This window comes from Microbacterium sp. ARD31 (assembly GCF_031844425.1).
Genome location: NZ_JAUZVE010000003.1, coordinates 36,399 through 49,292, shown reverse-complemented (window position 1 = coordinate 49,292; position 12,894 = coordinate 36,399). Strand labels below are relative to the sequence as shown.

8 protein-coding genes and 1 pseudogene are annotated in these 12,894 nt (G+C 65.0%); 6 read left to right on the top strand and 3 right to left on the bottom strand.

Annotation, left to right across the window (positions count from 1 at the left end; translation table 11 throughout):
- Window positions 1–39: 39 nt before the first annotated feature.
- Window positions 40–420, bottom strand: coding sequence for a GNAT family N-acetyltransferase (locus tag Q9S36_RS10705; protein WP_311285128.1), 381 nt, complete (start codon window positions 418–420; stop codon window positions 40–42).
- A 173-nt stretch (window positions 421–593) separates the two neighbouring features.
- Here Q9S36_RS10705 and Q9S36_RS10700 point away from each other — a divergent pair.
- Window positions 594–719, top strand: a pseudogene (locus Q9S36_RS10700) (GNAT family N-acetyltransferase); the annotation flags it as partial.
- A gap of 113 nt (window positions 720–832) precedes the next feature.
- On the opposite strand, the gene Q9S36_RS10695 reads toward Q9S36_RS10700, so the two are convergent.
- Window positions 833–3,358, bottom strand: coding sequence for an ATP-dependent Clp protease ATP-binding subunit (locus tag Q9S36_RS10695; RefSeq protein WP_311285127.1), 2,526 nt, complete (start codon window positions 3,356–3,358; stop codon window positions 833–835).
- A 460-nt stretch (window positions 3,359–3,818) separates the two neighbouring features.
- Here Q9S36_RS10695 and Q9S36_RS10690 point away from each other — a divergent pair, with 460 nt between their 5' ends.
- The 5 genes from Q9S36_RS10690 to Q9S36_RS10670 all read left to right on the top strand — a co-directional run bounded on the left by Q9S36_RS10690 (window position 3,819) and on the right by Q9S36_RS10670 (window position 11,696).
- Window positions 3,819–7,712 carry a hypothetical protein gene (locus Q9S36_RS10690; protein WP_311285126.1) on the top strand — a complete coding sequence of 1,298 codons (3,894 nt, stop codon included), beginning with the start codon at window positions 3,819–3,821 and terminating at the stop codon, window positions 7,710–7,712.
- A 383-nt stretch (window positions 7,713–8,095) separates the two neighbouring features.
- The gene (locus Q9S36_RS10685) at window positions 8,096–9,940 is read left to right on the top strand and encodes a hypothetical protein (RefSeq protein WP_311285125.1); all 1,845 of its coding nucleotides are present in this window, start codon (window positions 8,096–8,098) and stop codon (window positions 9,938–9,940) included.
- Window positions 9,918–10,706 (top strand): hypothetical protein, encoded by a 789-nt coding sequence (locus Q9S36_RS10680; protein WP_311285124.1) that lies wholly within the window; start codon window positions 9,918–9,920, stop codon window positions 10,704–10,706. Before Q9S36_RS10685 ends, Q9S36_RS10680 begins: the two co-directional genes overlap by 23 nt.
- Window position 10,707: 1 nt before the next feature.
- Window positions 10,708–11,469: a hypothetical protein gene (locus tag Q9S36_RS10675; protein ID WP_311285123.1), complete on the top strand. Its 762-nt coding sequence runs from the start codon at window positions 10,708–10,710 to the stop codon at window positions 11,467–11,469.
- On the top strand, window positions 11,466–11,696 hold the full coding sequence (locus tag Q9S36_RS10670; protein ID WP_311285122.1) for a helix-turn-helix domain-containing protein: 231 nt from the start codon (window positions 11,466–11,468) through the stop codon (window positions 11,694–11,696). The genes Q9S36_RS10675 and Q9S36_RS10670 overlap by 4 nt, the downstream gene beginning before the upstream one ends.
- 161 nt (window positions 11,697–11,857) lie before the next feature.
- On the opposite strand, the gene Q9S36_RS10665 is transcribed toward Q9S36_RS10670, so the two are convergent.
- Complete coding sequence (locus Q9S36_RS10665; RefSeq protein ID WP_311285121.1) at window positions 11,858–12,784, bottom strand: DUF559 domain-containing protein; 927 nt, start codon at window positions 12,782–12,784, stop codon at window positions 11,858–11,860.
- Window positions 12,785–12,894 lie beyond the last annotated feature (110 nt).

Genomic DNA, 12,894 nt, shown 5'->3' with positions numbered 1-12,894 from the left:
CTGCCGCGCGTGAAGGGCGAGCGCGTCGGCACGCCAGTCCTACACGGACAGCCGCAAGGCGGTCGCGCCGGCGAGATGGGCGCGATGCGCGGCATCCGCCATCAGTGCAGACCCCGCGCCGGGTCGACGCCCTGCGGGCGCGACCCAGAGTTGCTTGAGCTCGACATCGGCGCCCGCGCGGTGCAGTACCCCCATGCCGATCACGTCGCCGTCACGATCCGCGACGATGACTTCTGCGCCGGCGAAGCACGATGCGGGCTCGCGCACCTCAACCGCGTACCGCTCGGGCAGCTCGCCGGGCTCGGTGACCCCGTGCGCGACCTTCTCGCCCTCGGTCTGCAGGTGATAGTCCGCCAGCATCCTCGAGATCGCCCCGCGATCGGCACCGTCGAGAACGGCGGGGCGAATGGAGACGGTCACCCGACCATCCTCGCCTGTTCGCGGACGCGATGGATCGCGCCCGACACGCCGTCGATCGGACCACGGATGCCGGGTGTCGCCCGGCATCCGTTGCATCCGCTGACGCACCCCCGCGGTTGAATGGACGGATGCGCTGAACCCTCCGCCCCTCGACGTCCGACGACGCGACCTGGATCGCCGAGCTGCGCGCGGTGGTCCTGCGGCCGGACCTCGAGCGCCTCGGCCGGTACGACGAGACTCGCGTGCGGCAGCGGTTCCTCGACGCCTTCGATCCGACTCTCACCCGCGTCATCGCCGTAGCACGGCTTCATGCTCGACACCGAGGGCAAGGTCGACGTCTTCCTGGTGCGCCAAGACTGAACGACGAAGGGGTCGGATGCCTCTCGGCATCCGACCCCTGTCGTTCCGTCGCTTACGACCCGGCGATGATGTCCGGGCTCGCAGTGATCTCGCCCGCGGCACCCACGCCGACCGCTTCGCGGCCTTCCTGGCGGGTCGTCGCGAAGACGAAGCGGCCGTTCTCAGTGTCGACCTTCACGTGGTCGCCGGCGTTGAGCTCGCCGCGCAGGATCCGCTCGGAGAGCTGGTCCTCGACCTCGCGCTGCATGGCGCGGCGCAGCGGCCGGGCACCCAGCGTCGGGTCGAACCCGATCTCGATGAGGCGGTCCTTCGCGTCGTCGGTCAGCTCCACCGTCATGTCACGGTCGAGCAGACGCTCGCTGAGGCGCTTGGTGAACAGCGTCACGATCTGGCGCAGCTCGTCCTTGTTGAGCTGCGGGAAGACGATGACGTCGTCGACACGGTTGAGGAACTCCGGCTTGAAGTGGCGCTTCAGCTCCTCGTCGACCTTGCCCTTCATCCGCTCGTAGGTCGTCTGCGAGTTGCCCTCGACCTGGAAGCCGACCGGACCACCGGCGATCGCCGACGAACCGAGGTTCGTCGTCATGATGATCACGGTGTTCTTGAAGTCGACCACGCGGCCCTGACCGTCGGTCAGGCGACCCTCTTCGAGGATCTGCAGCAGCGAGTTGAAGATGTCCGGGTGGGCCTTCTCGATCTCGTCGAAGAGGACGACGGAGAACGGCTTACGGCGCACCTTCTCGGTGAGCTGGCCGCCCTCTTCGAAGCCGACGAATCCGGGAGGGGCACCGAACAGTCGCGAGACCGTGTGCTTCTCGCCGAACTCCGACATGTCGAGGGAGATCAGCGCGCCCTCGTCGTCGAAGAGGAACTCGGCGAGCGCCTTGGCGAGCTCGGTCTTACCGACACCCGTGGGGCCGGCGAAGATGAATGAGCCCGACGGACGGTTCGGGTCCTTGAGGCCGGCGCGCTGGCGGCGGATCGTGCGGGAGAGGGCCGCGATGGCCTCCTCCTGACCGATGACGCGCTGGTGCAGAGCCTTCTCCATGAAGACGAGACGGCTCGTCTCCTCCTCGGTGAGCTTGAAGACCGGGATGCCGGTGGCCTGAGCCAGGACCTCGGCGATCAGACCCTCGTCGACGACCGCGTGCGACGCAACGTCACCCGAGCGCCACTGCTTCTCGAGGCGGAGGCGCTCGGCCAGGAGCGACTTCTCCTCGTCGCGCAGGGCGGCGGCCTTCTCGAAGTCCTGCTCCTCGCTGGCGGCTTCCTTGTCCTCGCGGACCTTGGCGATCTTGTCGTCGAACTCGCGCAGCTCCGGCGGGCTGGACAGGATCGACAGGCGCAGGCGGGCGCCGGCCTCGTCGATCAGGTCGATGGCCTTGTCGGGCAGGAAACGGTCGGAGACGTACCGGTCGGAGAGGTTCGCCGCAGCGACGATGGCGCCGTCGGTGATCTGCACCTTGTGGTGCGCCTCGTAGCGGTCGCGCAGGCCCTTCAGGATGTTGATCGCGTGGGGCAGGCTCGGCTCGGCCACCTGGATCGGCTGGAAGCGGCGCTCGAGCGCGGCATCCTTCTCGAAGTGCTTGCGGTACTCGTCGAGCGTCGTCGCACCGATCGTCTGCAGCTCACCGCGGGCGAGCAGCGGCTTGAGGATGCTGGCGGCGTCGATCGCGCCCTCGGCGGCACCCGCACCCACGAGGGTGTGGATCTCGTCGATGAAGACGATGATGTCGCCGCGCGTGCGGATCTCCTTGGTGACCTTCTTCAGGCGCTCCTCGAAGTCACCGCGGTAGCGGGAACCGGCGATGAGCGAGCCGAGGTCGAGCGAGTAGACCTGCTTGTCCTTGAGCGTCTCGGGCACCTCGCCCTTGACGATCGCCTGGGCGAGACCCTCGACGACGGCGGTCTTGCCGACGCCGGGCTCACCGATGAGGACGGGGTTGTTCTTCGAGCGGCGCGACAGAATCTGCATCACGCGCTCGATCTCCTTCTCGCGCCCGATGACGGGGTCGAGCTTGTTGTCGCGCGCGGCCTGCGTCAGGTTGCGGCCGAACTGGTCGAGGACCGCCGAGCCGCCCTGAGCGGTGGCCTGGGCCTGCTCGCCGGCGCCGGTGGCGACACCCGCGGGCTCCTTGCCCTGGTAGCCGCTGAGCAGCTGGATGACCTGCTGGCGCACCTTGTTCAGGTCGGCGCCGAGCTTCACGAGAACCTGAGCGGCGACACCCTCACCCTCGCGGATGAGCCCGAGCAGGATGTGCTCGGTGCCGATGTAGTTGTGGCCCAGCTGCAGCGCTTCGCGCAGCGACAGCTCGAGCACCTTCTTGGCGCGCGGCGTGAACGGGATGTGACCCGTCGGCTGCTGCTGCCCCTGTCCGATGATGTCCTGGACCTGCTCGCGCACGGCGTCGAGCGAGATGCCGAGGCTCTCGAGGGCCTTGGCGGCGACGCCTTCGCCCTCGTGGATCAGGCCGAGGAGGATGTGCTCCGTGCCGATGTAGTTGTGGTTCAGCATCTTCGCCTCTTCCTGGGCGAGCACCACCACACGACGTGCACGGTCTGTGAATCTCTCGAACATCGTCCACCTCCACTCGACGCACTGGCGGCGTCTTACGTAGAGGCTAACGACGGCGGGATGCCGGTATGCCCGTGTTCGCCGTGGGCATATGTGGTGCGCCAGGCAAGGTGCGTCCACTTCGTGAAACCTGCTCCATACATCAGCTGAGGTCGCAACAGAGTGCGCGTCAGCGCACGGTCAAACTAGGTGATCCCGTCCTGATCAACCCCTCCCGGGGCGAGATCTGAGCCCGTCCCAGGAGTGTTCAGGCTGAGCATTCTCCGGGCGCGATCGTCGATCTAGAGTTCGCTCCCATCCCGTGCGAGGTTAGATGTCCCTCAGACGGGGCATGACGGCGTCTGCGCTGCTGTCCGCACGATCGATTCAGGTCGGTATGCGCCAAGCACGGGTAGCACGCGAGCGCGCGGACGTCGGCGCCGCTAGATTTCTGTTCATCTGGTGGCGAGGTCAGGAGAGTCCCGTGGTTGACGTTTGGAGCCGAGCGGGTGCGATCTCCGGCCGCGGGTTTCACTATCAAGACGCGGTGGGGGCCTGGTTCTCCGTAATGCTGCTAGAAGGCAAGGTCCGGGGTGGTCGGCTTGTGCCCGAGGGCTTTGAGGACCTTCACATCGAGGGAGAAGACCCCATCTATGTGCAGGTGAAGAGTCGGCAGGAGAAGCGTGGTTCGTTCTCGATTGCAGACACTCTCGCCTTCCTGGACGAGATGTGGGGCAAACACCTGGCGCGCACCCGCGCTGGCGAAACGCCCGGACGACTCATGCTGGTCCAAGAGCGCGCCGTCGCAGGCGAGAGTTTTTCGGACTACGACGCAGTCCTCGGCGAATTGCCGGATTCGCATCATCTCGTGACGGGGGTCCGACGGAGGCTACCGTTGAGGGATGCTGAGTCTTTGCTCAGTCGGACCACACTGATAACCCTCGACTGGCAGGAAGCGCAGGACGCCGCCGTCAATGCAATCATGGCGGCAACCGGCACGATTCGAGCGACCGCCGAAGTGGCCGAACGATGGTTGCGGATCGACGTTGCCGATGCGGCAGACCGGAACGCAAACGCGCGCGACGCCGCAGCTGCAGCATCGATCAATCGTACGTCCGTCCGGAACCGAATCGACGAGGTCCTTCGCCTCACCGACCGCGACGCACTTCAGCGCGCCTTGGCCGAGGGGGTCTGCGTGCCGGTGCGGTTCACGACGGAGGCGGCAAACAACGACTACTACCTCGGAGCTTCAGCGCGCCCGTCACATATCTCTGCCGGGCTCCCAGCGCCCATGCCCGCCGTGGTGGGACGAGCCGTCGAGAGTATGAACGATGGAAAGCCAGTCTTGCTGTCAGGCCCCTCTGGAGTCGGAAAATCCACCGCAATGTGGTCAGCCGTCTATACGAGGCGTGACGTCATCTGGTACCAGATCAAGCGGACTTCACCCGACGCGATCGGTGCAATCGTTGATCTCCTTCATGCAATGGGCTCGAGTGCCCGGAATCAAATCGGCCTAGTCATCGACGGAGCGGGCTCCGGCGAGAACTTCGACTGGGACGGGCTGCGAGAGGCTACCTCGCACCTCGAAGGCACGATGATGCTGGGATCAGTTCGTCATGAGGACTTGATCAACATTCAAAATCGAGCCGACTGCTCGGTCATCGAGGTCAAACTCACTGAAGAAATCGCATCTTCGCTCTACGAGAACCTGAGGCAACGCAATCTGACCGAAGCCGCGCACTGGCGCGAAGCGTTCAACGAGTCTCATGGCTTAACGATGGAATTCACCTACCTACTCACTCGCGGGCAGCGACTGCGAGACGTGCTCTACGACCAAGTTCTCACGCGGGTCCGAGAAGGAAGGGAGACTGAGCTCCGGGTCTTGTCGCTTTCGGCCACAGCCTCGCGGTGGGGCCTCGCCGTTCCCATTTCGGCGCTGTCGACTGTGGTCGAAGATCCGGCGTCCCTTCGGGGGGCGTTGGCGCGACTCGTCGAAGAGCACCTCGTCCAGATCGCGGGCGGCGAGGTAGATGGCCTCCACGCTTTGCGTTCCAGCTTTCTCTCGGAAGCGGTTCACGCGACCCCACCTCCGTCGGCAGACGCGACTGTCTCGACTCTGATCGCTCTGTTACCAGAAACTGCACTGCCCAGCTTGTTCGTGGGTATATCGCGAGACATGCCGGAGACGCTGCCGTCAGCCGTCGATGCCCTGGTCCGCCGCATACTTGATGGGAGGACCTCTGAGCTCCTAGCAGGGCTGCGGGCCGTACGATTCGTGGACCTCGAGCGTCGCGCGGCGAGGTGGATCGATGTCCTCGACCGGCATGATGTCGCAGCACCTAAGCGACTATTCGCTATCCAGTTCGCGATGATCGATTCAGACCTGACGGGCTTGCCGCTTCCCGCCAGCATTTCAGCGGCCGTGAGCGAGTTGCGAGAGATTGCGCGCGAGCCATTCACTGAACTCAGCAATCTGGTTCGCAGCTTTGGGGTGGACGGTCTGGCAATCGCGGTGTTCGATGCTCGAACCGTCGGCGAGGTCACTGAACTGCTCGCCGCATCGCAGGGCCTCGACGCAGATACGCTTGTTGGCCTCGACGAGGCACTCCGGCGATTGGCGGCGAGCGACCGTCCGCTGCGTGCTCTGCATCCTGAGCCTGATCTCGACAGCTTGGCTGAGCTTCTTCTAGCCGCTCGGTCTTTGGATCTGAGCGTCGCAGACGTCCTGTTGCAGGCTTTTGGCGGGGTCATCGCCATGATCGACCGGCTGACGAATCACTTCCCGTGGGCCATCGAGATCGCGGTCGTGAATGAACCCGAGAACCCCGTGTTCTTGGGCCGCCTCCTACACATCTCTGACGAACTCCAGGGCGATGCCCACACCAACGCCAAAGAGCTCGCTCGTCTCGGGATCGCGTGCCTTCCCGCTTGCCGCAGCGCTGATATAGCGACCCTCTCGACTGACGGACTGCCCTACGATATCGGCGGTCTTGAGATGGGCGTCTCAACGCTGCAACGCCGCTCCCTGCACGCTCGTTCATCGGTCAGCTTCAACCGTCAAACGGGAAATTTCGCGGCCGCGCGTATTTTTGACATTACCCTCACGGAACGGCTCACGATTGGCCATGCCGGCATCGTTCTTGCTGATGCCCTGGTAGAGAAGCTTGCACGGCACTGGTTGTGCGGCGAAAGCCGTAAAGGAGAGCACGAACTCCTCCATAGGATGCGGGTCGAGTTGGATGAGCTCGCATCGCAACTAGTGCCGGTCTCCAACACGCCGCTGAGCGCGGACCAAGTGCCGATGTCGGACGACCTCCACACTTTGTTAGCCGGAATCGCGATAGATGTCCCTAGCCGGCTGGCGAAGCCCGAGGGCTATCGAGCGCTCGCAATGTACATCGTTGAGACCCTCGTAAAAGCGGCGCAACGAAGCACCGAAGAGGCGTGGGAGCTGATCGACCGCGAACCCCTCGAGTTGATCCGCCGGATCACGGCGAAGCTCGAATCACTTGCCGCAGTCATCGAGGAAGTCGCAGTCGGCGGGACTGATCCGAGAGACCTCCGCCGCGCCGCTCGGTCGGGAGAATCCACGAGCGCGCTCACCCGCGCAGCTGATCTTGCAACGCGGAACGCAATCCGGCGCTCTAACGGCGCGCAAGAGCACAGGCTGAGAGAGCTTCAACGTATGGGGCTTTCAGCCATCTCTTTCCACCGATCAACCGGGAGGGTGGCGGACGGGTGGCCGCCGCAGCAATACGCCATCGGCGTGGAAGTCGCGAACGTAGTCGAATGGCTGACTACCGCCGAAACGTTGGCGTCGATGTTGAGTCCCGGCTCAAACGAACAGGGGTACCAACCCCCGCTCGAGGTCTTCGCGCTCATTGAGGGACGCCGCGTTAACGGCTACGGGATGACGATCATCCGTTCGGCTCACCCGCGAGTCGAGTCGCTGGGAGATTGGGGCTCTGGCTTCCCAGCTGTGTGGGACACGCCGCGCTCAGAAGCGTTCAAGCTGGCCAATCACGCGTTGATAGTCCTATCAGGCCTCGGTGCACTCCGTCGTTACCGCTCCGACGCGTCACTTGAAGAGGTTGCGGAAACAGCCAAGTTGCAGCTTTCTGGCGCCCGCGAGCTACTAAACGCGTACGAAGACGACGTCACCGAGAATCTCGTCACCTACTTGGATACTGCTACGGCTGGGGTGATGAACGAGACGAGACTGTCGCACGATCTCGATCAGACTCAGACTTATGCGGGACAGATGATGGGACTCTTCCGGGGCTTGCAAACGCAAGTCGGGAGGGACAGCATCATCTATGGGAACCTGGCCATCCAGGCGGACATCGATCTGGATACGGCTCGGTCGCTGGTCGTTTAGGGCACCCCGGGTAAGTCGATAGCTCTCGTCGCATGGGCGCACGTCCGATGGCGCGAGGTCGTAGCCTCAGCGTCGCTGGACCTACGGGTCAACCTAATCGTCACAGCCGCGACCTTCGGACGCTCGACCTCAGATCCGATCGTTCGACGCGCTCGACCGCGCGTTACAACGGCGGCAGGATGGTGGCAATCGTCCATCAATTTGTGCCTCAGGTGACGTCCGTTACGTCACGACCTCGTTCGCCCGAGCGCGTGAAGTGTGGAGCGGACGTCGGGGGACGTCAGCGAACTCTATTGCGAACCGACGGCCGGTTCTCGGGTAGATCGAACGCCGCACCCGGATGGTCCGCACCGTATCGTCATCCGCTAAAGGATCGAGGACAAATGAGAGTTGAATGGACGGTGCTCGACGGCGCCATGACGGAGGCGATCCTCGCCACGTGCATATACATCGAGCGGCCGCGCTCGAACCGGATCCGCCCCTCTCAGGGTGACTACGGGATCGATGTCCTCGAGCCCGTGGGCGCTGGCGACGCGAAGTTTGACGTATGGCAGATCAAACGCTTCGCATCCAAGCTCGGAGCGTCAGAGAAGCGGCAGATCGAGAAATCGTTTCAACGGGCGATGCTGGCGTTAGTCCGTCGCAGAGTTCGGTTACGACATTGGCATCTTGTCCTCCCACTCGATCCGACTATCGAAAACCGGCTCGACTGGTTCGCCGAGATGCCTGCACGTGCGTTTGGGGCAATGCGAGCTGATTCGAAGCTGGCGCTTACCCCCGATGAGACGGAAACTATTCGGCGGTGGTTGGACGATCAGACGACTGAGACCCGATGGGAGGGATTGGATTTTTGTGAAGCGGCCATCGCCGACCACCCTGAAGTGCCCGACTATTTCATTCACGGCGGCGCTGAGAGACTACGCGACGCGGTGGCGACGCTGTCGTCTCTACTCGCCACGGACCGACGCCTGCGGGTCGACGATCGATCGCCCGCGATCCTGCAACCGAGTGAGATCTCTGAGCATCTCCACAGCGTGCAATCTGCGTTGGACGGCGACCCGCACTTCAGGTACGGATTCCAGGTCGAACCTCATCAAAATCAGGTACACCCCGAACCCGACCTCGTTGCCGCTACCCAGTTCACGTGGCCCAGCGGAGAAACCCTCACCTACCGGATCTACACAAGGTTCGACGAGGCACTAAATGAGCGCCCCATTCCGGTGAAAATGCAGTTCCTGTTTGATGACCCCGAGTTTGACAATCGAGCATTCCAGGACTGGCAAATGTTCGGCACGGAATTCGACGCGCCGGCCATTGTCGAGGTCGGACTTCCTGGCGGTCTCGACACTGCAAAAGAGGGCCGGGTCCGCTTCCCTGCGCATCCATCTGCCCCGTTCCAGCGCCGATTTCGCCTAGCCACACCAAATGGCGAGAAGATGGCCGACCTGATGTTCAATTGCACCTCAACCGTCGGTCTCACGAGGAGGGGGGCGCGAATGACAGGTGTCGACGTGACCGGAGTCGTCTCGGTTGACTTCAGGGGAACGCTCGGAGATGGTGAGACCAATGTCAGCTTCACAACTGAATCCTTGGATGGTCTGGAAGCGCAACGTGCCGCTCCCGCGGTGAAATTCATGAGTTCGTGGACGGCGGGCAATAGGCTTCAAGTTGCGGAGGCCTTTGGCGGACGGTTCGTCGATGTGCATCCCGTACCCAGGACCAAAGAACTGATTCACCCCCTCATCGCGGTCTGGATCGAAGCATTGTCCCAGATCCAGGAACATACGAACCAGACGATAGTTCTGCCCGACCTGGCCAGCGTGACGCATAACGACGTGCGGCGTGTTCTGGATGCAGCAGCCATGCTGCGCGGGCAGACCGTAGTCGCGCGATGGAGCGAGCTGGAGCTGAGCGGGATCACCGAGGGAGGGTTGGGGGGTCACGTTCAGTTGGAGACGTACGAACCCTTCGAGGTCGCCGTCGGCACAGAACGCATCAGCCTCGGCACCCAGCTCCTAACCTTCCTCTCCGCCGACCTCACTGTGTTGGGCCAAACAGCGCGCGCCCGGCCGAAGCTCAATGACACCGTTCACCGGAAGTTCCTCAACTCGGAGCCACCATCTGGCCCAAGCGTGGTGCGCGGACGAGCGGCTCCAGACGACCATCGACAGCATACCGAAGCCGGGGCTTGCGGCCGCGGCATCCGTGGGCATAACGTTTCTCGATAACAACGAATGTCGTTATGGGGGGAACATGGTCTCGGGAACCGATCTGCCGACTGTCCTGCTGTGGGGCGGTGTAGGGCTCGCGATCATCGGCGCACTCGTCGGGCTCCTGGTCTGGGATGCACGCCGCCGGAAGTCACCGTCTGTCCTGCTGGACGTGATCGCGGCGATGGCCCGCGTGTGGGTGGCGATCGTGCTGCTCGGGTCTGTATTTCTGATCGTCCGCGGGGTTTCGACCGCCACCTACGACATCGCTGCGATGCCCATCGAGATGGCATGGCCGGCAAACCTGCCTTGCCAGGCGAGTGACTACGAGCCCATTGGAGCGACCGAGCTGTACTGCGCGAGAACGGACTCCGCGCACGCCACCGTCGATGGGCTCGATGGCGGGCTGCGCGCACTCCTCAGTGCCGGAGACGTCCTGTCGCTGCTCGTGGTCGGGGTTCCGGGGCTCGTGATCGCCGTGCTCAGCCAGCGCGCCCTCGACGGGCCTGCGTTCGCCGTCAGGACATCTCGGTGGCTGCTCATCAGCGCGGTCATCGTGCTGGTCGCTGGGACGCTCGGTGCGCTCCTCACCGACGTCGGTTCCACCCTGGTGGCGCAACGAGTGCTCCCCGCGGCGAGCGCAGACCTACCAGTGGCGGCAGGACGGACGTTCAGCATCGTCCCGCCCGTATGGCCGCTGGGCGTCGCGCTCGGGCTAGGCGCGCTGAGCGTGATCTTCCGACAGGGCGCTCGTTTGCAGCGTGAGACCGAGGGGTTGGTGTGACATGGCACGGATCATGATCGTCGTCGCGGCAGTACTTGTCGTCCTGCTCCTCATCGGGACCATCGTGGCGTTCGCCGTCGCGGCGGCTCGCCGCTCACGATCGGAAGACGACGCAGGGTCGCTCGTGCGGGTCACCCGAGTGGTCGGAGTCCTCTGGGTCATCTTCGCTGTCGTCGGTGCGGTCGCGAATCTTCTGCTTCCGCTGCTGACCCCGGCCGTCTCGATCACGATGCCGATCCAGGAGTTCTGGCCGCAACTCCCGAGCACCGTCGATCTGCAGACCGACGCCACCCGGGTTTCGGGCGGGTTCACGAGCGTGACGCTCGCCGTGGAAGGGCTGACTCCCCTCACGCGCGCACTCTGGGGCGTCAGCCAGATGATCGTCTGGGCGATCCCCGGGGTCATCGCGCTCTTCGTCGTCATCGCGTGCTCGCGCCTGCTGGAGGGCGCCGCGTTCGCACCCGTCGTAGCGAGAATGGCGACCACGACGGGAGCCGTCGTGGCCTTCGGCGGCGTCGCCGCACAAGTCATGGGCGACATCGCAGGGAGCATCGCCTCAACGCAGCTGTTCGGCGCCAAGGGCGGATCGTGGGAGGGCGACTACGCCGGAATCGACAACGTCTTCGACGCGTGGGTTCCGGCATCCACGGTCCAGATCTCCTTCCCGTTCTGGCCGATCGCGATCGGCCTCGCCTTCGCGGTCCTCGGGGCGATCCTGCGCTCCGGCTCCCGTCTGCAGAACGACGTGAAGGGACTCGTGTGACATCCGCCGAAGAGGACGAGCTCACCGGCATCCACTGTCGACTCGACGAGCTGCTCGCCGAGCGGAACATGACGCTGACACGGCTGTCCGAGATCGTCGGGGTCTCGGTCGTGAACCTGTCGATCCTCAAGAACGACCGCGCCCGCGCGATCAGGTACTCGACCCTGTCGGCGATCTGCCGCGCCCTCGACTGCGAGGTCGGCGAACTGCTCGTGCGCGCGGACTGAGCCGCGCCGGTTCCGGGGACGCGATCTGTCGTCTCGCCGCCGCGCACTCGACACGTTGGGTCCCTGGAAGACGCGGGGCGTCGACGTCCCTTCACTCCGGGGACGCAACTCGCTGCCCGAACCACGCGCACACGACAGTTCGCGTCCCCGGAAGCCGCGTGTCACCGACGTGCGAGCGCGTGCCGGACGCGCGCGACGACACCGGCGGCATCCGCGAACAGGTGCTGCTTCGTGACCCGGATGACGACCCAGCCCGCGGCGGCAAGCGCCTCGTGACGGTCGATGTCCCGCGACCATTGGCGCGCGTCGACGAGATGGTGCTCGCCGTCGTACTCCACCGCGACGCGCTCGCGGGGGTACGCGAGGTCCACGCACGCGAGGAGTCGCCCGTTCACGACGATGTTCCAGTTGAGCTCTGGCTCGGGAAGGCCGCCGTCGATCAGCACGAGGCGGCACCATGTCTCGGTCCGGGATGCCGACCGTTCCCGCACGAGCGGCAGCGCGGCGCGCAGGCGGGCGACGCCCACCCTCCGCCCTGTCGACGCAGCCGAAAGGTCCCCGATCGTCGCGAGCGGGGGCGGATCGCCGCGGAACATCGGCACGCGGACGATCGCGTCGGCCACTGCGACGAGAACCGGGACGTCGAGGACCGTGCCCAGACTCGCCCACGCGCAGGCCGGCGTCAGGAGCGGCACGCCCCGCGTCGGGTGGATGCAGACCCGGGTCGACGCCTGCACGAAGCGATGCCCGCGCACACCCGCGCCGCGGGGAGTGCGCTGCGGCGCGAGGACGCCGACGTCCAACCCAGGACTTCGCAGCGCTGGTCCGGGGAGCGGCAACCCCCACAGGACGGCGGCGGTCACGTGACTGAAGAACTGTCCGTCGGGCATCGCCGCGGCGTACGCGAGCGCTCGCTGCGCGTGACGGTCCGCGGCGCTCTCGGCAACCGGCGCCGACCGCACCCGCACGCCGCGGAACGGCCGGTCGAGGTCACGCGCGCGGAGCCGGCGCGGCGAGACACCGGCATCCGTCGCCGCCTTCACGGAGAACACGGGTCCGAGAGCAGGCGGCAGCGGACGGGGATCCATGCGCCGATGCTCGCGCAGCCGACGCCGCACGGGCAGATGTCCGGGCAGCCCGTGGATGTCTCGTCGATCGAACGGCCTGGGGAGGATGCCGCGGCGCGGCTTCCGGGGAC